At 68.9% G+C, this 21,636-nt stretch carries 21 protein-coding genes; 5 read left to right on the top strand and 16 right to left on the bottom strand.

Features of this window, described 5'->3' with window-relative positions:
• Positions 1 to 33 precede the first annotated feature (33 nt).
• A complete protein-coding gene (locus tag KIH07_RS08060) occupies positions 34 to 1,206 on the top strand; it encodes an ABC transporter substrate-binding protein (RefSeq protein WP_226491478.1) in 1,173 nt (390 codons plus the stop codon).
• Positions 1,207 to 1,309: 103 nt separating this feature from the next.
• Positions 1,310 to 1,711, top strand: a complete 402-nt coding sequence (locus KIH07_RS08055; protein WP_226491477.1) for a DUF2784 domain-containing protein — start codon at positions 1,310 to 1,312, stop codon at positions 1,709 to 1,711.
• 1 nt (position 1,712) lies between these two features.
• On the opposite strand, the gene KIH07_RS08050 is transcribed toward KIH07_RS08055, so the two are convergent.
• Positions 1,713 to 2,435: a glutathione S-transferase family protein gene (locus KIH07_RS08050; protein WP_226491476.1), complete on the bottom strand. Its 723-nt coding sequence runs from the start codon at positions 2,433 to 2,435 to the stop codon at positions 1,713 to 1,715.
• A gap of 77 nt (positions 2,436 to 2,512) precedes the next feature.
• Between KIH07_RS08050 and KIH07_RS08045 the strand changes: the two genes are divergently transcribed.
• Positions 2,513 to 3,397, top strand: coding sequence for a LysR family transcriptional regulator (locus tag KIH07_RS08045; protein ID WP_226491475.1), 885 nt, complete (start codon positions 2,513 to 2,515; stop codon positions 3,395 to 3,397).
• Positions 3,398 to 3,420: 23 nt separating this feature from the next.
• On the opposite strand, the gene KIH07_RS08040 is transcribed toward KIH07_RS08045, so the two are convergent.
• The 7 genes from KIH07_RS08040 to KIH07_RS08010 all read right to left on the bottom strand — a co-directional run bounded on the left by KIH07_RS08040 (position 3,421) and on the right by KIH07_RS08010 (position 9,620).
• Positions 3,421 to 3,690 carry a hypothetical protein gene (locus tag KIH07_RS08040; protein ID WP_226491474.1) on the bottom strand — a complete coding sequence of 90 codons (270 nt, stop codon included), beginning with the start codon at positions 3,688 to 3,690 and terminating at the stop codon, positions 3,421 to 3,423.
• Positions 3,687 to 4,211 (bottom strand): hypothetical protein, encoded by a 525-nt coding sequence (locus KIH07_RS08035; protein ID WP_226491473.1) that lies wholly within the window; start codon positions 4,209 to 4,211, stop codon positions 3,687 to 3,689. Before KIH07_RS08035 ends, KIH07_RS08040 begins: the two co-directional genes overlap by 4 nt.
• A 748-nt stretch (positions 4,212 to 4,959) precedes the next feature.
• Positions 4,960 to 6,033 carry a hypothetical protein gene (locus tag KIH07_RS08030; protein WP_226491472.1) on the bottom strand — a complete coding sequence of 358 codons (1,074 nt, stop codon included), beginning with the start codon at positions 6,031 to 6,033 and terminating at the stop codon, positions 4,960 to 4,962.
• A gap of 356 nt (positions 6,034 to 6,389) precedes the next feature.
• The gene (locus KIH07_RS08025; RefSeq protein ID WP_226491471.1) at positions 6,390 to 6,815 is read right to left on the bottom strand and encodes a signal peptide prediction; all 426 of its coding nucleotides are present in this window, start codon (positions 6,813 to 6,815) and stop codon (positions 6,390 to 6,392) included.
• Between the two features lie 26 nt (positions 6,816 to 6,841).
• The gene (locus tag KIH07_RS08020; RefSeq protein ID WP_226491470.1) at positions 6,842 to 7,324 is read right to left on the bottom strand and encodes a thioesterase family protein; all 483 of its coding nucleotides are present in this window, start codon (positions 7,322 to 7,324) and stop codon (positions 6,842 to 6,844) included.
• Between the two features lie 203 nt (positions 7,325 to 7,527).
• The gene (locus KIH07_RS08015; RefSeq protein WP_226491469.1) at positions 7,528 to 8,937 is read right to left on the bottom strand and encodes a heavy metal sensor histidine kinase; all 1,410 of its coding nucleotides are present in this window, start codon (positions 8,935 to 8,937) and stop codon (positions 7,528 to 7,530) included.
• Positions 8,934 to 9,620 carry a heavy metal response regulator transcription factor gene (locus KIH07_RS08010; protein ID WP_226491468.1) on the bottom strand — a complete coding sequence of 229 codons (687 nt, stop codon included), beginning with the start codon at positions 9,618 to 9,620 and terminating at the stop codon, positions 8,934 to 8,936. The genes KIH07_RS08015 and KIH07_RS08010 overlap by 4 nt, the downstream gene beginning before the upstream one ends.
• A 209-nt stretch (positions 9,621 to 9,829) precedes the next feature.
• Here KIH07_RS08010 and KIH07_RS08005 point away from each other — a divergent pair, with 209 nt between their 5' ends.
• A complete protein-coding gene (locus tag KIH07_RS08005; RefSeq protein WP_226491467.1) occupies positions 9,830 to 10,198 on the top strand; it encodes a DUF4148 domain-containing protein in 369 nt (122 codons plus the stop codon).
• A 72-nt stretch (positions 10,199 to 10,270) separates the two neighbouring features.
• Here the strand turns inward: KIH07_RS08005 and KIH07_RS08000 are convergent, their stop codons facing one another.
• The 7 genes from KIH07_RS08000 to KIH07_RS07970 all read right to left on the bottom strand — a co-directional run bounded on the left by KIH07_RS08000 (position 10,271) and on the right by KIH07_RS07970 (position 19,403).
• Positions 10,271 to 11,437 (bottom strand): acyl-CoA dehydrogenase family protein, encoded by a 1,167-nt coding sequence (locus KIH07_RS08000; RefSeq protein WP_226491466.1) that lies wholly within the window; start codon positions 11,435 to 11,437, stop codon positions 10,271 to 10,273.
• 133 nt (positions 11,438 to 11,570) lie between these two features.
• Positions 11,571 to 13,589, bottom strand: a complete 2,019-nt coding sequence (locus tag KIH07_RS07995; RefSeq protein ID WP_226491465.1) for an acetyl/propionyl/methylcrotonyl-CoA carboxylase subunit alpha — start codon at positions 13,587 to 13,589, stop codon at positions 11,571 to 11,573.
• A complete protein-coding gene (locus KIH07_RS07990) occupies positions 13,586 to 14,470 on the bottom strand; it encodes an enoyl-CoA hydratase/isomerase family protein (RefSeq protein WP_226491464.1) in 885 nt (294 codons plus the stop codon). The genes KIH07_RS07995 and KIH07_RS07990 overlap by 4 nt, the downstream gene beginning before the upstream one ends.
• A 190-nt stretch (positions 14,471 to 14,660) precedes the next feature.
• Positions 14,661 to 15,833, bottom strand: a complete 1,173-nt coding sequence (locus KIH07_RS07985) for an acyl-CoA dehydrogenase family protein (RefSeq protein WP_226491463.1) — start codon at positions 15,831 to 15,833, stop codon at positions 14,661 to 14,663.
• 72 nt (positions 15,834 to 15,905) lie between these two features.
• A complete protein-coding gene (locus KIH07_RS07980) occupies positions 15,906 to 17,609 on the bottom strand; it encodes an acyl-CoA carboxylase subunit beta (protein ID WP_226491462.1) in 1,704 nt (567 codons plus the stop codon).
• 118 nt (positions 17,610 to 17,727) lie between these two features.
• A complete protein-coding gene (locus KIH07_RS07975; RefSeq protein WP_226491461.1) occupies positions 17,728 to 18,693 on the bottom strand; it encodes an SDR family oxidoreductase in 966 nt (321 codons plus the stop codon).
• Entirely contained in the window at positions 18,690 to 19,403 is a 714-nt protein-coding gene (locus KIH07_RS07970) for a TetR/AcrR family transcriptional regulator (protein ID WP_226491460.1), read from the bottom strand. The genes KIH07_RS07975 and KIH07_RS07970 overlap by 4 nt, the downstream gene beginning before the upstream one ends.
• A 113-nt stretch (positions 19,404 to 19,516) precedes the next feature.
• Between KIH07_RS07970 and KIH07_RS07965 the strand changes: the two genes are divergently transcribed.
• Positions 19,517 to 20,122 (top strand): hypothetical protein, encoded by a 606-nt coding sequence (locus KIH07_RS07965; protein WP_226491459.1) that lies wholly within the window; start codon positions 19,517 to 19,519, stop codon positions 20,120 to 20,122.
• Positions 20,123 to 20,144: 22 nt separating this feature from the next.
• Here KIH07_RS07965 and KIH07_RS07960 read toward each other — a convergent pair whose 3' ends face one another.
• Positions 20,145 to 21,452 carry a PQQ-dependent sugar dehydrogenase gene (locus tag KIH07_RS07960; RefSeq protein WP_413465718.1) on the bottom strand — a complete coding sequence of 436 codons (1,308 nt, stop codon included), beginning with the start codon at positions 21,450 to 21,452 and terminating at the stop codon, positions 20,145 to 20,147.
• Positions 21,453 to 21,636 lie beyond the last annotated feature (184 nt).

The raw sequence follows: 21,636 nt of genomic DNA, 5'->3' as shown, positions 1-21,636 counted from the left end.
AACCGCCCGAAACAACCCCAGGAGACCACCCCCATGAAAGCCAGACTCTCTTTGATCGGCGCCGCGCTGGCGCTGACCGGCGGCACCGCGTTGGCCCAGTCGCAGGGCGTGAGCAAAGACGAAATCGTGCTGGGCTCGATCCAGGACTTGTCCGGCCCCATCGCCGGCTTTGGCAAGCAGGTGCGCCTGGGCATGATGCTGCGCGTGGACGAGGTCAACGAGCAGGGCGGCGTCAACGGCCGCAAGATCAAGCTGCTGGTGGAAGACTCCGCCTACGACCCGCGCCGCGCCGTGCTGGCCGCGCAGAAGCTGGTGAACCAGGACAAGATCTTCGCCATGGTGGGCCACATCGGCACCGCGCAGAACATGGCCGCCATGCCGGTGCAGTTCCAGAAGAACGTGGTCAACTTCTTCCCCGTGACCGCCGCGCGCGAGATGTACGAGCCCTTCCACAAGCTCAAGTACAGCTTCGCCGCCCCCTACTTCGACCAGATGAAGATCGCCGTGCCCAAGCTGGTGAAAGACAAGGGCGCCAAGAAGGTCTGCACCATGTACCAGGACGACGAGTTCGGCCTGGAAGTGAAACGCGGCGCCGAAGAAGGCCTGAAGTCCATCGGCATGACCCTGGCCGAAGAAACCAGCTACAAACGCGGCGCCACCGACTTCGCCTCGCAGATGCAGAAGCTGCAGGCCAGCCAGTGCGACATGGTCGTGCTGGGCACCATCATCCGAGAGACCATCGGCGGCATCGCCACCGCCAAGCGCCTGGGCTTCAACCCCACCTTCGTCGGCTCCAGCGCGGCCTACACCGACCTGATCCACAAGCTCGGCGGCCCGGCCATGAACGGCCTGTACGCCACCATGACGGTGCAGAACCCCTACACCGACGAAGCTTCGCAGCCGATCCGCTTCTGGGCCAACAAGTACAAGACCAAGTTCAACGAAGACCCGACCGTGTTCTCCGTCTATGGCTACAGCCTGGTCGACACCTTCCTGAAAGCCGCTGGCAAGGCCGGCCCCAACCTCAGCACCGAGAGCTTCATCAAGGCCATGGACACCATGAAGATCCCGCCCGACATCTTCGGCAGCGCCGAGATGACCTTCAGCCCCACCAAGCGCCTGGGCAGCAACGCCACGCGCCTGTCGCAACTGCAGGAGAACCGCTGGAAAGTGGTCTCGGAATACATGCAGATCGACGCCAAATAAAGCCCGGTTTTGATGTCGCGCCGCCTGCCTCGGTAGGCCATGCGCAGCAGCCGCCAGTGCCTTGTGTGCTGGCGGTTTTTTTGCGTCCTCGTACCATGGCCGCATGAACCCCATCAGCCCCAGGTGGGCCGCCCTGCTGGCCGACGCCCTGCTCACACTGCACGTGGGCGTGGTGGTGTTTGTGGTCGGCCTGCTGCCGCTGGTGCTCATCGGCGGCGCGCTGGGCTGGCGCTGGGTGCACCACCGCGGCCTGCGGTTCACGCACCTGGGGCTGATCCTGTACATCGCCGCGCAGACCTGGCTCGGCCAGCTCTGCCCGCTGACCGTGTGGGAACAGGACCTGCGGCGCCTGGCCGGACAAGGCGGCTACCGGGAAGGCTTCATCGAACACTGGCTCTCGCGCCTGCTGTACTGGGATGCGCCTTGGTGGGTGTTCGAGGTGGCCTACACGTCGTTTGCGGTGCTGGTGGCGGTGGCCTGGTGGTGGGTGCGGCCTCGGCGCTGATTCAGAGGGCGCAGGCCGCCGCCCGCGCGGCCAGCGCCGACGGGCGCCGCCGGAGAAACGCCATCAGCCGCTCGGGGTAGTCCGGGTGCACGGCATCGCGGACGGACGCCCGGGCCGCCAGCGCGCCGCGCCAGCGCATCACGCGCGGGAGCCCTTCCATGAAGCCGAATTCGGCGATGGTGTCGAAGGTATCGAAGTAGCGAAACACCGGGCCGAAAACGGCGTCCACCACAGAGAACGCCTCGCCGCGGAAGAACGGCCCGGCCCCCAGCGCATGCTCCAGTTGCTCGAACCGCCCACGGATCTCGCGGGCCCGGCCCTGGAGCGCGGCTTCGTCGGCGGCGTTGTAGAAGCCGGCGATGCTGTTCAACACGGCGGAGCCGAACTCCATCCAGGCCCTGTCGCGCGCCCGCTGCAACGGGTCTTCGGGGTGCAGCCTGGGCGGAAGCGTGTCGTCGAGGTATTCGCAGATCACGGCGGACTCGAACACCGGCTCGCCATCCACCAGCAGCACCGGCGTCTTGCCCAGCGGAGAGATGTCCAGAAACCAGGCCGGCTTGTTGGCGAGATCGATGTCGCGGCGCTCGACGGGAATGCCCTTCTCCGCCAGGACGATGGCAACGCGCTGCACATACGGGCAGAGCGCGTGGGACACCAGCACGAGGCCGGTGGGCTGTGTGGTGACACGGTGGGCGCCGGGCTCGTGGGGGGTCGTGGTGTGCATGTGATGAAGGAGGTGAAGCCAGGAAGGCTGCACTGTAGGATTGCGGCATCGCATCAGCAATGGCAAACGGACAAACCATGCATGCACAAATGCAATACAACCTGAGCGCCGCCGACCTGCAGACCGTGCTCGCGCTGGCCCGGGCCGGCACGCTGGCCGACGCTGGCGAGCGGCTCGGGGTGGATTCGTCCACGGTCTTCCGCACGCTGCAGCGGCTCGAACGCGGCCTGGGGCAACGCGTCTTTGAGCGCACACGCTCCGGCTACCTGCCCTCGGAGCTTGCCCAGACGCTGGTGGAACATGCCGAGCAGATGGAGGCCTCGATCGAAGCGGCCCGCACGGCCGCACAGCAGCGGCCAGAACAAGTGTCCGGCCGGGTGCGCATCACCACCACCGACACCGTGCTGCACGGCCTGGTCGCCCCGGCCCTCAAGGCCCTGAAAACCGCGCACCCGCGGCTGGACTACGAGCTCCAGACGGGCAACGAACTCGCCAGCCTGACCCGGCGCGACGCCGACATTGCGGTGCGGGCGACGAAGCGGCCGCCACAGCATCTGGTGGGCAAGCGCATTGGCCCCATCCGGGTGGCGCTGTACACGGCGAAGAGGGGCGGCATCAAGCGGCTCGCCGACGTGGAGGCCGGCCATGCAGCCTGGATCGCACCAGACGAGGCCCTGCCCGACCACCCTTCCGTGGTCTGGCGCAAGCGCCACTACCCCAAGGCCGTGCCGGCCTACCGGGTCAACAGCATCCTGACCGTGGCGGAGCTGGTGGCGCTCGGGCTGGGCGTGGGCATCCTGCCCCTGTTTCTGGCCGAGACGCGGACGGACCTCGTGCGACTCACCGAGCCGCTCGACGACGCCCAGACCGAGCTCTGGCTGCTGACGCACCCGGAATCACGGCACCTGCGGCGCGTGGCAGCGGTGTATGGGCATCTGGCGGCCAGCTTGGCGCTGGATTGAGGCGGCCAGCCGCCCGCGCCAGGCTACGCCCACTTGTAGGTGGACAGCAGCATGAACGCCAACACCGTGGGAATGGCGCTCAAAACGGCCCAAGGCCAAAGACGCCAGCTCAGAACAACGGCGCCCAGGATGAGAAAACCCGACAGAAAGGCCGCACCGAAAGCGGAGAAGCCGAACACATACGGGTCGACGTACCGCGCCACGGTGAGCCCGGCGGCCGACACCAAGGCCCAAGCCAGATAGAACCGGCGATTCGAGAACAGGGCCTTGGCTTTCGCTGGTGCGGTTTTCATGGCTTGGACGAGGTGTCACCGTCGTTTGAACGCAGGCTCTTTTTACATTGAAGCGAGGGACTGGACGCGCACTGGCTCTGCGCCCACGCCAGCATCTGCAGGTTCTTCTCATGGTTCTGGGTCCATTCGGGCAACCAGAAAGCGTTCGTGGGTGTCGGCTGGTAGTCCGCCCCCGTGAATGGCGCTTCGGCCTGCCAACGCAGCGCCACGGCATTCAGCGTGCGGATTTTCGCCTCGGTAAATCCAGCGTCTTGGATGCTTCCGGCATGCTGCCGAACGAGGGTGAGATTCAGATTGAGGTTCATGTCAGAAAAGCTGCGTATCGCCGTCAAGTTGCCCTTCTCTGCGTAGCCGGCGTACGCAAGGTCGGCGAGGACGTTTTGCAGCGCGTAGTCTTCGATCCGGCCGTCTGGTGGTATTTGTCGGGCCTCATAGGCCCTGCCAGCGAAGAAGCCGGCCACGGCGATGCCGACGGCAACGAAAACAGCCACGATGAAGCGCATCTTGTGAGACATAACCATCAGCATTTGTCCACCGCGACAAGACGCCACCGAAGCGAGGCAAGGCGAGTGCGCGGAAGATGAACCATGTTGAGCTGAACCGCCTAGGTGGCGGTGGTGTGATCGGATTGGGTTGGCAAAACGCTGGGAGTGGATGGCCTCCCCCACTTTTCGGCGCAGTCATTATGGCCAGGACGGGACCTGCGGCCCCTGGCCAGACAAGGCACTACTGGCTAGAAATTCATCGAACACGGGCGCTCGCGACCGCTGTGAGGGAGCGCTGGGCGGATGCCTGCAGTCGGCCAGGAGTCGCCAGTCGGGGCCGGAAGCTTTCGGTCAGGCCAACAGCCTCCCCACCGAAATCAACCACCAGCCTCGTGAACTTGCCCCTCCCTGTGGAAGACCTTCGCAGTGACCCGCAGTCGGCAGGTCGACAAAGTAGTTGGGCCGGGTCGCGATTCGTCGGCCGCTCCAACCTTCTGACGACGCGGTAGCCTTCGGAGGCGACCTTGAACATCTCCTTGCCCAGTTCCACGGGCTGCCCAGCTGCTGCACCCCGTCGGCGGTGACGACCAGGCCGTCCATCGGCGCGACCAGGCGCGCGCGCCAGCTTGGTCTCCGCGAGCGTCATCTGGCCTTAGGCGCCCTGCAGCTCGGCGCTGGCCAGCGCGACCGAGGCGGCCTCGCGGTCCGCCATGGCCTGGCGAAGCCGTTCAGCGGTTGGAGCGGGCGCCGCGCGCCGGTCGACGCTGCCGCAGGCACACAAGCGTCAGGCCGGCATGGCGCGCAGATGGTCGACCACGCGGGCGAGATCCTTTTGCGAGACGTCGACACGCTGCTCGACGAACTTGCGCAGATCAGCGACACGGTTCTTGAACGCCGGGTTCCTGGCCAGCCAGGCGACGATCAGTGGCTTCAGGCTCAGGTTGCGGCCATAGGAGACATATTCATCGGCCAGGTTCTGCGACGCGAGCGGATGCAGGCCTGGGTAGTCGAACGGGAACCGCTGCGGCTCGTTCATGACCTGGTCCAGGCCTCCAGGCTGACGCGCCAGTTCGAGCACCGGCAGGGCGTGGCGGTCGAAGAGGTCGAGCAGTGCGCGGATTTCGCCAGAGTTCTCGATGGGCACCGACCCGGACTTGGCGCCGACAAACGCGGTCGGATGGAACCAGAAGGTCTCCGGTATCCGGACCTCATTGCCGAAGATCTGCTCGAAGATCGTTTCGACCTCGTCGCTGCGATGGCCGCACCGCAGCATGCACTTGAAATCGGGGCCACTGCCCGTCACGCGCATCTGCACGCTCTGATAGCCGTCGAGCGTGGGCCGCACGAACCCGGCATCCCAGCCCGTGCCGATCATGCGAGGCACGAAACCATGGGGCGCCAGCCGCTCGCGCAGCAGCGTTGCGGTGAGTTGCGCCACCTCGGTCTTGGTGAGCGGCGGCGAGTCCTGCAACTGGGCCGTCAGCTCCGCCCATTGCGGCTGCATCTCGGGCGGCAGCACGCCACCGCCCGGCAGGAACACCATGGCCAGCGGCTCGGAGAAGACGACCAGGCCCAGCGCCGTGGCCTGGTTGACGACGGCCTGCAGTGCGGAGACCAGATCGTCGGCAGGCAGGCTGAGGTTCCAGACCGCTTCCGGCGCACGCCGCACCCGTTCGGCCAGCGGGGCCGACCAGCCGGACTCCACGCGAGGCTGGGCCTGCAGCGCCTGCGCCAAGGCGAGGAACTTGGGGTTGGGCCCCGGCCGCTGGGCCTCCAACCGCTCAAGGCCCAGGCAGGCCTGATCGAAGCTGGCGGGCAGCAGCAGTGCGCTGTCCCAGAGACTGAGGTCGTTGTTCATGCGTCAGGGCGAGGCCGGGGGGCCTCGATTCTGGATCAGCCGCCAGGGGTGCGGCGGCGGCGCGTGGCCAGAGTACCGGCCAGGGCCACGCGGGCGAGGGTGAGACTTACCGATTGCAGCGTCCGCTCCAGGCCGAGTTTAGCAACACGGAGGCTGCCGCCCGCGTGCCATTCAGCCACGCCCGTGCCGGGGAAACGTCGGCGCGTCGGTGACAGCAACGAATCGCCATGAGTGCTGTCCGCCAATGTGTGCCCGCTGCTGAGGGGGCACCAACGGGCGCATGCGTGCGGGGGCCGATCGTCAGCTTCGCGGGGACGAGATCAGGACTGTGGATGACCCTTCAGGGTCGAAATCTCCTACTCAACCGCCCCAGCCCGCCGAGCCTCCACCTCAAACGGGTTGTCCCAATAGGCGCGCCGCCCGCGCACCCACTGCCAAGCCCCAGCCAGCAAATACGCCGGCAGGAACAGCGGCCCCCAGCGCTCGCACTGCCGCACGTGCACCCGCTCGTGGGCGCGCAGGTGTTCCAGTTCCTGCACGTGGGTGCCCAGGATCACGTGGCCGAAGGTGATGGCGGCGAAGGGCCAGCGGTGCCTGGGCTGTCTGCGCAGGGCGGCGATTTCGAGCACACCGTCCACCCGCCGAAAGCGCGCGCCCAGCGGGAGCAGCAGCAGGCCGAGCACGAGGCCGATGAAGGTGTTGGGCGAGGCCCAGAGCACGCGGGCCCAGTGCAACAGACGACGGCTTCGCTGCGGCTTCGACAGGCTCAGCCCGAACGGCATGGCGGCAGTTGAATGCGCGTCCGGCCTCACGACACGATGTACGCGCCCGAGCCACAAGACAGCAGCTTCCCGTCGGCCCCCAGAAACTCCATGCGCGTGCTCGCCACGCGCGAGCCCAGGCGCATGACTTCGGCGCGCAGTTCAAAGAACTCGCCGATGCCGGGGCGCAGGTAGTCGATGCGCAGGTCGATGGTGCCGAGTTTGGCGAAGCGGTGCAGGCGCTGCTCGGGCGCTTCGTCCATGTGGCGCGCGCCGATGGCGGCCATACAGGCCAGGCCGCCCATGGCGTCGAGCCCGGCGCTGATCACGCCGCCGTGGATGCGGTTGTAGCTGTAGTGGCCCACGAGCTCATGCCGCATGTCGATGCGCGCGGCGACGCGTTCGGGTTTGAGGCTGGTGATCTTCAGGCCGAGCACCTGGTTGAAGACGATTTTTTCTTCAAAGATGGCTCGCAGGCCGGCCACGAATTCGGGCTCGAATTCGGTAGGTGTCGGGGGTGGGGTGCGCATCGGGCCATTGTGGCCGATGCGGCTCGCGGCCACACACTCCGGCCGCGCGGCGAGCGGGCCCGGGTGTCGCGCACAGGTCAGCCGGAGCGCCCCCCGCAACGCAGGAAGCGGTCCAGCCCAGGGCACCGCCGGGCCGGCTTTGCCGGACGGCCAGTGCCGCCCCCTTGAGGGGGTCGCGCGAAGCGCGGCGGGGGTGTTTCGTCCTAAGCGGTCTGCGGGCCGAGCGTGAAGCCGATCTGCGTCACGCGGTCTTGCGATCGGGCGAAGGTGTTGCCGGCGTGCATGCGGGCGATGGCCGCGACGATGGCCAGGCCCAGGCCGTGGTGGGTTTCATTGGGGCAACAGCGCGCAGCGTCGGCGCGGAAGAAGCGGTCGAACAGGTGGGGCAGGTGCTGCGGTTCGATGGCGGGGCCCTGGTTTTCCACCACGACCTGCACCTCGCTGCTGGCGGCCCCGTCGGTGCGCGGCTCGATCTTCACCCGCACGGTGGAGCCGGGCTCGGCGAAGCGCGAGGCGTTGCCCATGAGGTTGGACATGGCGCGCTTGACGAGGGCCGCGTCCACCGCGACGCGGGCGTCGCCCTCCACCGTGAAGTGCAGGCCGGCTTCGTCGAGCACGCCTTCGTGGAACTCGGCCACCTGGTGAGCAAGCTCGGCCAGGCTCACCGGCTCGCTGCGCCGGGCGGTGGCGCCGCGGTCGGCCTGCGAGAGGAAGAGCATGTCGTTGACGATGGCCGAGAGGCGCTGCATTTCTTCCAGGTTGGACGCCAGCGTGTCGCGCAGCGACTCGACGTTGCGCTCGCGCGAGAGGGTCACCTCGGTCTGGCCGATCAGGGCGGTCAGGGGCGTGCGCAGTTCGTGCGCCACGTCGGCGTTGAAGGCTTCGAGCTGTTCGTAGGCTTTCTGCAGCCGCTCCATGAGGGCGTTGAACTGGGCCACCCAGGGGTCGAGCTCTTCGGACGAGCGTTCCACCACCAGGCGCTGGTCGAGCCGCCGCGGCGAGATGCCGTTCATCTGCCGGGCCAGCGAGAGCAGCGGACGCAGCTCGCGGCGCACCAGCCACTGGATCGCAAAGCCGGCCGCGGCCGAGCCGAACAGCGTGGTCATGAACAGGGTGATGGCGGCCTCGCGCTGGATGCGGTGGTCGTGCGTGGTGTCCATTTCCAGCCGGACGCGCACCTTGCCGCCGGGCAGGCGTTCGGCCGGCACGTCGAATTCCAGACTGCGGCTGGACGCGAACGGAGCCACCTCGTCGCGGAAGAGTTCGGTGCCGTCGCCGCGCCACAGCTGCATGCGGGTGGACGAGCGCACGGGGTCGAACAGGGTCATGCGCTGGAGCAGGCCGGCCTCGCCGCTTTCGCAGGCAACCCCGATCGCATGAGACAGGTACTCGCGTTTGTCGTCCAGCGTTGTCTGCTGGTCCACCTCCATGCGCATGGCGATGGCCGAATACTTGGCCACGCTGAGCACACCCAGGGCCACGAACATGAGCAGGGCCATGGCGCGCGAGAGGCGCCGTGCGATGGACGGCCCACAAGGCAGGGGCAGGCACAGCCCGGTGGGCTCTGTGGCTGGCTGGGGAGTGGGCTGGGCGAGCCCGGTGGCGGGGTTCATTCGGCGCGCTCCTCCAGCACATAACCCATGCCGCGCACGGTGTGCAGCAACCGGGTGGGGAAGGGGTCGTCGAGCTTGGCGCGCAGGCGGCGCACCGCCACCTCCACCACGTTGGTGTCGGAGTCGAAATGCATGTCCCACACCTGCTCGGCCAGCGTGGTGCGCGACAGGATCTGGCCGCGCCGGCGCGTGAGCAGCGCGAGCAGGTTGAATTCTTTGGCGGTGAGGTCCAGCCGCTGTGCGCCACGGGAGCAGCGGCGCGAGACGAGGTCCACCTCCAGGTCGGCCAGTCGCAGCACGGTGGCGGCCTGCGGGCTGGCGAAGGCGCCGCGGCGCAGCAGCGCGCCCATGCGCGCGAGCAGTTCGGAGAAGGCGAAGGGTTTGACGAGGTAGTCGTCGGCCCCGCCCTCCAGCCCCTTGACGCGGTCTTCGATCTTGTCGCGCGCGGTCAGCATGAGCACGGGCGTCTTGCTGTCTTCGGCGCGCAGGGCGGCGAGCACGCCGTAGCCGTCCACGCCGGGCAGCATCACGTCGAGCAGCATCAGGTCGTAGCTGCCGCCGGTGGCCAGGCGGCGGCCTTCGATGCCGTCGCGCGCCACGTCCACGACGTAGCCGTTTTCACTGAGGCCCTGGTGCAGGTACTGCGCCAGTTTGGGTTCGTCTTCGACGACAAGGACACGCATCGCTGGGCTCACAAAGGGGTTGACCGATCAGGCTGGAATGGTCGCATATGCCGTGCCAGCGCGTGATGACATATTTGTAATCTGGCGGTTCGGAAAACGTGGTTTTGGTTGTCAAGAATTCATCCCCAGGGAAGGCACAACGGCTTTCCCATCGAAGCCCTCCAACAGGATTCGACCCACCGTTTCACAGCCCTCCAAGGAGTTTCACCATGAACCGCAAGCACCTCTCCGCCATCGCCGTCGCCCTCCTCACCCTGTCCGCCAGCCAGGTGTTCGCCGCCGACGGCCCCTTGACCCGCGAACAAGTGAAGGCCGAGCTGGCCGAAGCCATCCGCACCGGCAACATGATCGCCAACAACGAAAGCGGCCTCATGCTCAACCAGGCCCGCCCCGACCTGTACCCCGCCAAAGAGCAGTCGGCCGGCAAGACCCGTGAACAGGTGAAAGCCGAACTGGCCGAAGCCATTCGCACCGGCGACGTGGTGGCCGACGGCGAGTCGGGCAAGAAGCTGAAGGAGCTGTACCCCAGCCGCTACCCCGCCCCCACCATGGGCGGCAGCTTCACCGCCACGCGCTGAACCCGAGCCCCTGCGCTGTGCGCAGGCTCCCGATCCACGGCCCCGCTCCTACTGAGCGGGGCTTTGTTGTTTTCAAAGGCCGAGTTGCCGCGCGGCCAGCTCTTTCATGATCTCTTCGGCGCCGCCGCCGATCATCAGGACCTTGACTTCGCGATAAAGGCGTTCGCTCACGGTGCCGCGCATGAAACCCATGCCGCCGAGGATCTGCACGGCGGCGTCGGCGCAGAACTGCATCGCCTGGGTGGCGTGGTTTTTCAGCAGACACACCTGGGCCACCCATTCCGGCCCGGTGTCGCCCGCGTCGGCCCAGGCGCCCACCGCATCGACCCAGGCCAGGGTGGACGCGATGCGCATCCGCATGTCCATGAGCCTGTGGCGGATCACCTGGCGCTCGATCAGCGGCGCGCCAAAGGTCTGGCGCTGGCGCGCCCAGGCCAGGGCCTCGTCGTAGCAGGCCTCGGCAAAACCGAGCGCCATCGCGGCCAGCGCCAGGCGCTCGCCGTTGAAGTTGCCCATGACCATGCGAAAGCCCGCGCCCTCTTCGCCCAGGCGGTAGCGCGCCGGCACCCGCAGGCCGTCGAAGCGCAGGTGCGCGGTGTCGGAGCAGAGCCAGCCCATCTTCTGCAGCGGTGTGCGCGAGAGGCCTTTCGCGTCGCACGGCACGACGATCATGGAAAGGCCACTGGCGCCCTTGCTCCTGGCGTCTGTCCGGACGGCGAGCGTGATCCAGTCGCAGCGCATGCCCGAGGTGATGAACACTTTTTCGCCATCGATCACGTAGTCGCCGCCGTCGAGCCGCGCGGTGGTGCGCAGGCTCGCCACGTCGGAGCCGCCACCGGGCTCGGTGATGCCCAGCGCCGCGATCCGCTCGCCGCGCAGCACCGGCGGAACGATCTGTGCCTGCTGCGCCGCCGTGCCGTGCGCCAGCACCGGAGGCAGACCGATGTTGTGTGAAAACAGGCCGGCCATCACGCCGCCGCTGCCGCCATGGCGCGCCAGCGCCTGCGACACGGCGTTGCGCACGGCCCAGGGCGCGGGCGTGCCGCCCAGGTGCTCGGGGTAGCCCAGGCCAAGCAGGCCCAGATCGGCCGCCTGCGTGTAAAGCGCGCGCGGGAACTCGCCCGCCTCGTCCCAGGCGCTCACGTGCGGCGCGATGGCCTGGGTGGCGAAACGTTGCACGGTGTCGAGCAGCGCGCGGCGGTCTTTGGGGGTGAGGCTGTCAGGCTGAGGACTGTTCATCTAGTGGCTCCCTTACGCCGAGCGCGAACCGCGACGAATGAAGAGGCCCATCCCAGGGCACCGCCGGGCCGGCTTTGCCGGACGGCCAGTGCCGCCCCCTTGAGGGGGTAGCGCGAAGCGCTGCGGGGGTGCTTCATTCGAATGTTGCGAGCAACTGGCCGGGAGACACCTGCTGGCCGGGCGCCACGTTCAGGCTTTCGATCACCGCGTCGCGCGGTGCGGCCAGGGTGTGCTCCAGCTTCATGGACTCGATCACCAGCAGCGGCGCACCGCGCAGCACCGCCTGGCCTTCCTGCGCGTGCAGGGCGACGAGCTTGCCGTTGAAAGGGGCGCGCAACTCGCGCGTGGCGCCCGCGCCGCCGGCGCGCTCGCGCGGCGTGTGGCTCAGGTCGTCGAGCCAGAGTTCGGCGCGGGTGGCATCGCCCGCCCCACCGCCGCTGAGCTGCACCTGCCAGCGCGGCGCAGCGCCGCCGGCACCGACCACGGGCACGGCGTGCGCCACCCAGCCCACACCGTCGAGTGTGATGCGCAGGCCGCCCGCGTCGGGCCGCAGCCTGGCGCGCCAGGTCCGATCGCCCTGCGTCACCACCAGTTGGCCGCCCGCGGTTTCCTGCACGGCCAGTTCCAGCAGCTCGGCGCCCAGGCCCAGCCGCAGGCCGCGCGGGAACGGACAGGCCAGGGCGCTGGCCGGTGGCCGCTGCGCGTACAGCAGCGCCAGCGCCGCCACCCGCTGTGCATCGGCCGCGGGCCGCAGGCCTTCGCGCAGCGCGTCGCCGTGTTCGGCCAGGAACGGGATGCGCGCCCCGCCCGCGCCGAACACCGGGTGGCGCAGACAGGCGGCGAGGAAAGCGCGGTTGGTGGGCAAGCCGAGCACGCGGGTGTGGTCCAGCGCGTGGGCGAGCCGGTGCACGGCCTCGGCGCGCGTGGGCGCGTGGGCGATGAGCTTGCCGAGCATGGCGTCGTAGTGCGGCGTGACTTCGGCACCGGTTTCCAGCGCGTGGTCGAAGCGCAGGCCGGGCGCCATCGGCGGTTCGGCGAAGTGGCGCACACGGCCGGTGTGCGGCGTGTGGTGCTCGTCTTCGGCGCACAGGCGCACCTCGATGGCGTGTCCGCTGAACCGCACCTGCTCCTGGGTCAGCGGCAGCGGTTCGCCGCGCGCGACGCGGATCTGCCACTCGACCAGATCGAGCCCGGTGATCATCTCGGTGACCGGGTGTTCGACCTGCAGGCGGGTGTTCATCTCCATCAGGAAAAAGGGCATGGCCCCCTCTCCCGCCTGCGGGAGAGGGTTGGGGTGAGGGCTCTCCCCCCACCCGTCGTCCAGCAGAAACTCCACCGTGCCCGCCCCCACATACCCCGCCGCCTGCGCCAGCGCCACGGCACAGCGGCCGAGCTCGGCGCGCAGCGCGGGCGACACCGCCGGGCTGGGCGCTTCTTCGATGATCTTCTGGTGGCGGCGCTGCACCGAACAGTCGCGCTCGCCCAGGTGGATGCAGTGGCCGTGCGCATCGGCAAACACCTGCACCTCCACGTGGCGCGGCGCCAGCAGGGCGCGCTCGATCAGCAGCTCGGCGTTGCCGAAGCCGGACAAGGCTTCCGAGCGCGCGCTGTGCAAGGCCGGCAGCAGCTGCGCCGCCCCGTGCACCAGCCGCATGCCGCGCCCGCCGCCGCCCGCCACGGCCTTGACCATGAGCGGGAAGCCGATGCACTGCGCTTCGGCGATGAAGGTCTCGTCGCGCTGGTCGTCACCGCTGTAGCCCAGCAGGCAGGGCACGCCGTGCGCGTGGGCCAGCGCCTTGGCCGCCGACTTGCTGCCCAGCGCGCGGATGGCCGCCGGCGGCGGGCCGACCCAGGTGAAACCGGCGTCGATCACGGCCTGGGCGAAGTCGGCGTTTTCGCTTAGGAAGCCGTAGCCCGGGTGCACGGCGTCGGCGCCGGTGGCGCGCGCGGCTTCGAGCAGCTTGTCCACGCGCAGGTAGGAGTCGGCCGAGGCCAGGCCGCCGAGCGCGAACGAACTACCCGCTTCGCGCACGTGCAGAGCGTCGCGGTCGGCGTCGGAATACACGGCCACCGTGGCGATGCCCATGGCGTGCGCGCTGCGGATGATGCGGCGGGCGATCTCTCCCCGGTTCCCGATCAGCAGTTTTTTCATGCAGCGCCGTCCTTCGATCCGGCGCCGGGCCGCCCCAAGCCGGATCCGCCCCCTTGGGGGGCAGCGACCCGCGCAGCGGTGGAGCGTGGGGGTACATCCAACCACGGCGCGGGCTGCTTCTTCGCGAAGGCGCTCAGGCCGGCCGCGGCTTCGGGACCGCGCAGCGCGGCGGCGAAGGCGATCGCGGCTTCGGTGCGCAGGTCGGGCGCCTTGGCGCGCAGGCGGTGCAGGAGCTGTTTGGTGGCGGCCACCGCGCCCGGGGCCGCGGTGCGCAAGGCCCGCACGGCGTCGGCCACGGCGGCGTCGAGCGCGTCGTCGGCCACCACGGTGTTCACCAGGCCGGCCGTCTGCGCCTGGGCGGCGCTCCAGCGCGCACCACTCAGCAGGCACTGACGCGCCACCGCGTCGCCCAGGCGCTGCCAGACGAAGGGCGCGATCTGCGCCGGCGGCAGGCCCAGCGTGACCTCGGGTGTGGCGAACACCGAGCGCTCGGTGGCAATCACGAGATCGGCGCAGCACACCAGGCCGAAGCCCCCGCCCATGGCCGGGCCGTCCACCGCGATCACCAGCCACTGCGGCAGTTCGGTGAGCGCGTGCAGCACGTCGCCAAAGCCACGGTTCATGGCGATCAACGGGTCGTCTTCACCGGGCTGCAAGGCTTGGCCGATGGCGCTGGCGAGACCGCCCAGGCTGCCGCCGGCGCTGAAGGCCCCGCTGGCGCCGGTGAGCACGATGCCGCGCAAGGTGGTGTCTTGCTTGGCGCGCAGGCAGGCTTCGAACAGGCCGAGCACCATGGCGTCGCTGAGGGCATTGCGGGTGCTCGGGTCGTTGAGCGTCCAGTGTTCGACGTCTTGGTGGCGGGTGGTGTGGAAGGGGGTCATGGTTGGCTGTCCTGTGAGGTGTTGGCGGGGGAGCCCCCACCCCTGCCCTCCCCCAGAGGGGGAGGGAGAAAGAGGGATAGTTCTGCTCTGACTCCCTCGCTCTGCATGGGAGGGGAAAAGAAGGGGACTCTGGACTTTGCGCCCTCCCCCTCTGGGGGAGGGTTGGGGTGGGGGCCCGCGAAAAGCAGCTTCATTTCACCGCCCTCTTCGCAATCCCCATGGTCTTGGCCAAGATCCCCAACATCACCTCATCGGCCCCACCACCGATCGACGCCAGCCGCCCGTCGCGGAACATGCGCGAAACCTTGTTCTCCCAAGTGAAGCCCATGCCGCCCCAGAACTGCAAACAGGTGTCGGGCACCAGCCTGTTGAGCCGGCCGGCTTTCAGCTTGGCCATGGTGGCCCACTCGGTCACGTCTTCACCGGCCACATAGTGTTCGCAAGACAAATAGGTGAGCGCGCGCAGGCTTTCCACCTCGGTCTTGAGCTCGGCCAGCTTGAACTGCACCCACTGCTGGTCGGCCAGCGTGGCGCCGAAGAGCTTGCGTTCCTGCGCCCACTCGATGGTCCATTCGATGCAGTTGGACAGGCTCTGCAGCGTGCTCGCGGCGCACCACAGGCGCTCTTCCTGGAACTGCTGCATCTGGTAGACGAAGCCCGCGCCCTCGGCGCCGATGCGGTAGCGCTGCGGCACACGCACCTCGTCGAAATAGATCAGGCCGGTGTCGCTGCTGTTCATGCCGATCTTCTTGATCTTCTGCGCCACCTCGATGCCTTGGACGAGCTTGCCGTCCTCGCGCAAGGGCACCATCACCAGGCTCTTGTTCTTGTGCGCCGGGCCATCGCTGGTGTTGACCAGCATGCACATCCAGTCGGCTTGCAGGCTGTTGGTGATCCACATCTTCTGGCCGGTGATGACGTAATCGTCGCCGTCCTTGCGCGCCGTGGTCTTGATGGCGGCCACGTCGCTGCCCGCGCCGGGTTCGCTCACGCCGATGCAGCCCACCGCGTCGCCCGCGATGGCCGGCGCGAGGAACTGGGCACGCAGCTCGTCGCTGCCGAAGCGCGCCAGCGCGGGCGTGGCCATATCGGTCTGCACGCCGATGGCCATGGGCACGCCGCCGCAATGGATGTGGCCCAGGGTCTCGGCCATGGCCAGGCTGTACGAATAGTCCAGCCCCGCGCCGCCGTAGGCCTCGGGCTTGGTCAGGCCCAGCAGGCCCAGCCGGCCCAGGCCCTTGAACACCTCGTGCGCCGGAAAGATTTCGGCCGCCTCCCACTCGTCCACGTGCGGGTTGATGTGTTCGTCGATGTAGCGCTTGAGCGTGGCCTGGATTTCGCGGTGTTCGTGGGTGAACTGCATTTGGATCTCCTATTCGGTTGGGGACAGAGTCAGGGGGCGCTGCGCGCGTCCCTGGGTCTGTCCCACAAGGTCTTACATACGCGCCACGCCGAACTGCATGGGCCGGGGCTCGCGCGCCGCCGCTTCGGCGCAGGTGTCGAGGCAGAAGGCGAGCACGGCGCGCGTGTAGCGCGGGTCGATCACGCCATCGTCGAGCACCAGGCCACTGGTGTAAAACGCATCGGCCTGGCTTTCGAACACGTTCACGATCTGGTCAAACTGGGCCTGCATCTGTGCCGGGTCGGGCGTGATGCCTTTGCGCGCCATGCTGGCCTCGGCCACGATCTGCATGGTGCGCGCGGCCTGCTCGCCGCCCATCACCGCGGTGCGCGCGTTGGGCCAGCTGAACAGGAAACGCGGCGCGTAACCCCGGCCGCACATGCCGTAGTTGCCGGCGCCAAACGAGGCGCCGCACTGGATGGTGATCTGCGGCACGGTGGCGTTGGTCACGGCCTGGATCATCTTGCTGCCGTGTTTGATCATGCCGCCCTGTTCGCTCTCCTTGCCGACCATGTAGCCGGTGGTGTTCTGCAGGTAGATGAGCGGGTGGCCGAGCTGGCACATCCACTGGATGAAGTGCGTGGCCTTGTTGGCACCGGCCACGTCGATGGGGCCGTTGTTGCTGATGAGGCCCACCGCGTGGCCGCCGATGCGGGCCTGGGCGCAGACGGTGGCGGCGCCGTAGAGGGGTTTGAATTCGAGGATGTCGGAGGCGTCGGTGATGCGCAGCATCACCTCGCGCATGTCCACCGGTTCGCGGTGGTGGGGGGGCATGAGGGCGAGCAGGTCTTCGGCGGGGAAGATGGGATCGGGGGCACCCTCACCCCGGCCCTCTCCCGCAGGCGGGAGAGGGAGTAAAGCAGCTTCTCCGGCGTGCGTGTCTTGCCCCCTCTCCCGCCTGCGGGAGAGGATTGGGGTGAGGGCCTTCGCATCCCAACCCAACTGCCCCACCACCCAACGAGCCATCCCCAAAGCCTCCCGATCGTCCTCCGCCAGGTACTCCCCCAGCCCGGACACCGCCGTGTGCATCTCCGCCCCACCCAGCTCTTCTTCGGTCGCCACCTCGCCGGTCGCGGCCATGAGCAGCGGCGGGCCTGCGAGAAAAGCGCGAGAACGCCCGCGCACCATGATCACCACGTCGGAGAGGCCCGGCATGTAGGCGCCACCCGCCGTGCCCGAGCCGTGCTGCACGGTGATGACCGGCAGGCCTGCAGCCGAGAGGCGCGCGAGGTTGCGGAACAGGCCGCCACCGAGCACGAAACCTTCGACCTGGTATTTGGTGAGGTTGGCGCCCGCGCTTTCCACCAGGTGCACGAAGGGCAGCTTCTGTTCCAGCGCGATCGCCTGCACGCGCAAAATTTTCTCCAGCCCACGCGGCTGGATCGCGCCGGCCTCGATGCCCGAATCGCTGGCCACCACCATGCAGCGCACACCGCTGATGAAGCCGATGCCGGCCACGACGCCACCGCCGGGCACGGACTTTTCCGGGTCTTTACTGTCCTGCAGAAACCCGGCGAGCGAACACAGCGGCAGGAACGGCGCGCCCGGGTCCAGCAGCAGGCCGATGCGTTCGCGTGGCAACAACTGGCCGCGTTTGTCGAACACCGGTTTCGATTTCGCCGAGGCCTGGGCCGCGCGGTCTTCGAGGGCACGCAGTTGCGCGATGCGCGCGAGCATGGCTTCGCGGCGTTGTCGGGCTTGCTCGCTGTGGGGGTTAAAACTGATCTGGTAGTTCATACGGCGGCCCTCACACCAACCCTCTCCCGCACGCGGGAGAGGGAGTGGACTTCCCCTCCGCCCCACTGAGTCCTGCACGCTCCGGAGCGCCATGACATGCCCCCTCCCGAGCGCCGTGTCATGCCCCCTCTCCCGCGTGCGGGAGAGGGTTGGGGTGGGGGCCATCCCCCGCAAAAACACGCGGCGTCACATACCGGTGAAACCCCTCAAACGGCTTCACCGCATCACGCCCCTGCGCCGCCACCGGCGCGGCCACCTGGCCCCAGCCCATGCGCACCTGCGGCCGTGCGCCGTCCACGCGCAGCACCGTGCCGCTGATGAAGCTGGCCGCGGGCGAGAGCAGGAACACGATGGCGGCGGACGTTTCGGCCTCGTTGCCGAAGCGGCCCGCCGGCACGGTGTCGCGCATCTCGCGCAGCATGGGGCCGGCCTCGAGCGGGTAATGGTCCATGCCGCTGGAGGCGATGTAGCCCGGCGCCACGGCGTTCACGCGCACGCCGCTGCGCGCCCATTCGACTGCCGCGGTTTCGGTGAAGCTCACCATGCCCGCGCGCGCCGCGCCGCTGTGGCCCATGCCGGGCATGGAGCCCCAGATGTCGGCCACGATGTTGACGATGGCGCCGCCGTGTGCCTGCATGCTCTGCACATAACACTCGCGCGCCATCAGGAAGCCGCCGGTGAGGTTGGTGTCGAGCACCGCCTGCCAGCCCTTGGCGCTGATGTTTTCCAGCGGCGAGATGTACTGGCCGCCCGCGTTGTTCACCAGGGCGTCGATGCGGCCGTGCGCGGCGACGATGGCCGTGACCACGCTGCGCACCGCCGCTTCCTGGCGGATGTCGCAGGCGTGGAAGCTGGCGTGCCCACCGGCCCCGGCGCAGTCCAGCAGGATCTCGCCCGCCGTGTCCTGCAGCTTGGCCGAATCGCGCCCGATCAGCACCACCTGCGCGCCCAGGCTGGCGAGCTCGTGCGCGGTGCAGCGCCCGATGCCCGAGCCCCCGCCCGTGACCACCACCACCCGCCGGGCCAGCAGGCCCGGCGCGAACACCGACCGGTAGCCCGGCGGTTTTTGCGTCAGCGCGCTCATTCGGGCACCTCCGTGCGGCGCGCTGCGGTGCGAGCCCCCTTCGGCACCTCCGGGTCCTTCAGAAACAGCTGCAGCGTGGTCTGGGTCAGGTCGTCCAGCGAGGCCTGCCGCGCCGGGTCGTACCACTGCACGGACCAGTTCAGCGCGCCAAACAGCATCAGCCGCGCCAGCCCCGGGTCGCCGCGCAGCTCGCCGCTGGCGTGCAGGGCCTGCAGCACCGGCACCCAGGCCGCTTCGTAGTCGGCCTTCTGGTGGTTGACCTCGCTGCGCTGCGCCTCGGACAACGAACGCCATTCGTACAGCATCACCGGGATGAAGTCGCTGTCGGGCCCGAGCAGCACTTCGTAGTGGTTGCGCACCAGCACCCGCAGGCAGTCGCGCGCGCTCAGCGGCTGCGCGCCCGCGGCGGCGGACATGGCCTCGGTCTGGCGGCGCAGCGCGCTCTGCATGCCCTCTTGCATCACGGCCGCGAGCAGGGCCTCCTTGCTGTCGAAGTGGTAGAACGGCGAGCCCGAGCGCATGCCGGCCGCGGCGGCGATGTCGCGCGTGCTGGTGGCGGCGAAGCCCTGCTGGCGAAACAGGCGCGCCGCCGCGCGCAGCAGGGCCTGTCGGCGGTTGCCGTCGTCGCGTTCGTCGGCGGTCTTGGGCGGGCGGCCCCGGGCGCGGCGCGGCGCGGCGGGGGTGGGCAAAGGCGGGCTGGCGGTGCTCATGGCACGGAACCTTAGCAGGCCGGCCTATTTATAGCAAGCATTTGCTCTGTATAAATATCAACCGCACTCTCCCCAGTTCCAGCGGGCCCACAAAAGGGCCGGACAATAGCGGCATGGATATTTATGTGACGCTGATCCTGATCGGCCTGGGCGTGTACGCCGCGAAGAACCGTGAACAACGCCAGCGCATCGCGCTGCTGGCGCACTGCCTGCAGCCCTACCAGCTGGAAAAACTCATGGAGCAGCTGACCGAGGGCTACCTGCGGGCCCTGGGCGAAGCCGACCCCGAGCGGCGGCAACAGATCTGGAACCTGCTGGCCACCACTGAACAGACACTGTGCCGACAGTTCGACCGCCTGGCCGCCGACGTGGCGCGCCTGGGCGAGGCGCAGACCCGCGTGAGCACCTGGCCGCTGGCGCTGCCCTGGGCCACCCGGCTGTTCGTGGGCGCCACCTTCGACCTGCGCGAGGCGCTGGCCATCCACGCCAAGGGCATCGCCTTCGTGGCGCAGAACACGCAAGACCTCAGCCCCAAGGACAAGGCCTACATGCTGTCGGCCGAGCTGTTCCTGTTCCAGCACACCTGCCACTGGTTCTGCCGCTCCAAGATGGTGGCCTCGGCCCGGCTGCTGACCCGGCACAAGACGCCCTACGAACAGGTGCTGGACTCGGTGTCGTCCCCCACGCGCCAGGCCTGGCGCGCGCTGCTCGGGTCCTGAGCGCCACGGCCCAGCCGCTGCGTCAAGGCAAGGCGCTGACGCGCCAGACCGCGTTGCCCACGTCGTCGGCCACCAGCAGCGCACCCCGCGCGTCCATCGCCACACCCACCGGCCGCCCCTGGGCTTCGCCGCCGGCGGTCAGGAAGCCGCTCAGCACGTCCCGGGCCGGACCGGATGGCTGCCCGCCGTTAAAGGGCACGAAGACCACCTTGTAGCCGCTGTGCGGACGCCGGTTCCACGAGCCGTGCTGACCGATGAACATCCCGTTCGTGAACGGCGCGGGCAGGCGGCTGCCGACGGCGGATGCCAGGCCGAGCGGCGCGACGTGCGCGCCCAGCGCGAAATCCGGCACCACGGCCTTGGCCACCCGCTCGGGGTCCGGCGGGCTCACGCGCGCATCCACATGCTGGCCGTAGTAGCTGTAGGGCCAGCCGTAGAAGGCCCCGTCGCGCACCGAGGTGAGGTAGTCGGGCACCAGGTCGCTGCCGAGTTCATCGCGTTCGTTGACCACCGCCCAGAGCGTGCGGCCGCTGGCGTCCCAGGCCAGGCCGACCGGGTTGCGCAGGCCCGAGGCGAAGACGCGGTGCGCGCCGGTGCCGATGTCCACCTCCCAGATCGCCGCCCGGCCTTCTTCGGCCACCATGCCGTTCTCGCCCACGTTGCTGTTGGACCCGACCCCGACGTACAGGCGCCGGCCATCCGGGCTGGCGAGCAGGCTCTTGGTCCAGTGGTGGTTGATCGGCCCGCCGGGCAGGTCCAGCAGCTTCGTGCCCGCTGCGCTGAGACGGGTGTCACCCCGGCGGTAGGGAAAGACCAGCACCGCGTCGGCGTTGGCGACGAACAGGCGCTCGCCCACCAGCGCCATGCCGAAGGGCGAGTTCAAACCGCTGAGCAACACCGAACGCATGTCGGCCACGCCATCGCCATCGGTGTCGCGCAGCAGGGTGATGCGGTTGGCGCTCGGCACAGCGGCGCCCGCGCGCTTCATCACCCGCCCCATCACCCAGGCCTTGATGCCCGTGGGTGGATCCGCCTTGGGCGGCGCGTTGGTTTCGGCCACCAGCACGTCGCCGTTGGGCAGCACCTGCAGCCAGCGCGGGTGGTCCAGGTCGTGGGCAAAGGCCTGCACCCGCAGGCCCGGTGCCGGGGTGGGCATGGCGCCAGCGGGCCAGCCCCGCGCCGGCGCAATGTTCACCGTGGGGATCAGCGCCCGGCTGGGCGCGGGCAAGGCTGGGTTGTTGCCGGAGCCCTCGGCGACGGTAAAGCGGGCCGGCTCGGCGCAGGCGCCCAGCGCCAGCAGCACGGCGGTGCCGGCCGCGACCCAGGCCAAGCGGCACGCTGAAGAGCGGCACGTCCTGCGGCGGGTCGCCGTGGGCCTGGCGGCCAGCGTCTTCACTGGGGTGGTTTGGGGGACAACAGGGGATGACGGCCGGGACATGGGGGAGCCCTCTGGTTGGCTGGCGGCGGGGCGGCGCCATCAAACCAGCAATCTCCCACCCGGGGTACGGCACGTC

Source organism: Hydrogenophaga taeniospiralis, from assembly GCF_020510445.1.
Lineage (GTDB): Bacteria > Pseudomonadota > Gammaproteobacteria > Burkholderiales > Burkholderiaceae_C > Hydrogenophaga.
This window is presented reverse-complemented; position numbering and strand designations above follow the sequence as displayed.

Coding starts and splice junctions, on each gene's coding strand:
- KIH07_RS08060 (WP_226491478.1), top strand. CDS start 34: ATGAAAGCCAGACTCTCTTTGATCGGCGCCGCGCTGGCGCTGACCGGC.
- KIH07_RS08055 (WP_226491477.1), top strand. CDS start 1,310: ATGAACCCCATCAGCCCCAGGTGGGCCGCCCTGCTGGCCGACGCCCTG.
- KIH07_RS08050 (WP_226491476.1), bottom strand. CDS start 2,435: ATGCACACCACGACCCCCCACGAGCCCGGCGCCCACCGTGTCACCACA.
- KIH07_RS08045 (WP_226491475.1), top strand. CDS start 2,513: ATGCATGCACAAATGCAATACAACCTGAGCGCCGCCGACCTGCAGACC.
- KIH07_RS08040 (WP_226491474.1), bottom strand. CDS start 3,690: ATGAAAACCGCACCAGCGAAAGCCAAGGCCCTGTTCTCGAATCGCCGG.
- KIH07_RS08035 (WP_226491473.1), bottom strand. CDS start 4,211: ATGGTTATGTCTCACAAGATGCGCTTCATCGTGGCTGTTTTCGTTGCC.
- KIH07_RS08030 (WP_226491472.1), bottom strand. CDS start 6,033: ATGAACAACGACCTCAGTCTCTGGGACAGCGCACTGCTGCTGCCCGCC.
- KIH07_RS08025 (WP_226491471.1), bottom strand. CDS start 6,815: ATGCCGTTCGGGCTGAGCCTGTCGAAGCCGCAGCGAAGCCGTCGTCTG.
- KIH07_RS08020 (WP_226491470.1), bottom strand. CDS start 7,324: ATGCGCACCCCACCCCCGACACCTACCGAATTCGAGCCCGAATTCGTG.
- KIH07_RS08015 (WP_226491469.1), bottom strand. CDS start 8,937: ATGAACCCCGCCACCGGGCTCGCCCAGCCCACTCCCCAGCCAGCCACA.
- KIH07_RS08010 (WP_226491468.1), bottom strand. CDS start 9,620: ATGCGTGTCCTTGTCGTCGAAGACGAACCCAAACTGGCGCAGTACCTG.
- KIH07_RS08005 (WP_226491467.1), top strand. CDS start 9,830: ATGAACCGCAAGCACCTCTCCGCCATCGCCGTCGCCCTCCTCACCCTG.
- KIH07_RS08000 (WP_226491466.1), bottom strand. CDS start 11,437: ATGAACAGTCCTCAGCCTGACAGCCTCACCCCCAAAGACCGCCGCGCG.
- KIH07_RS07995 (WP_226491465.1), bottom strand. CDS start 13,589: ATGAAAAAACTGCTGATCGGGAACCGGGGAGAGATCGCCCGCCGCATC.
- KIH07_RS07990 (WP_226491464.1), bottom strand. CDS start 14,470: ATGACCCCCTTCCACACCACCCGCCACCAAGACGTCGAACACTGGACG.
- KIH07_RS07985 (WP_226491463.1), bottom strand. CDS start 15,833: ATGCAGTTCACCCACGAACACCGCGAAATCCAGGCCACGCTCAAGCGC.
- KIH07_RS07980 (WP_226491462.1), bottom strand. CDS start 17,609: ATGAACTACCAGATCAGTTTTAACCCCCACAGCGAGCAAGCCCGACAA.
- KIH07_RS07975 (WP_226491461.1), bottom strand. CDS start 18,693: ATGAGCGCGCTGACGCAAAAACCGCCGGGCTACCGGTCGGTGTTCGCG.
- KIH07_RS07970 (WP_226491460.1), bottom strand. CDS start 19,403: ATGAGCACCGCCAGCCCGCCTTTGCCCACCCCCGCCGCGCCGCGCCGC.
- KIH07_RS07965 (WP_226491459.1), top strand. CDS start 19,517: ATGGATATTTATGTGACGCTGATCCTGATCGGCCTGGGCGTGTACGCC.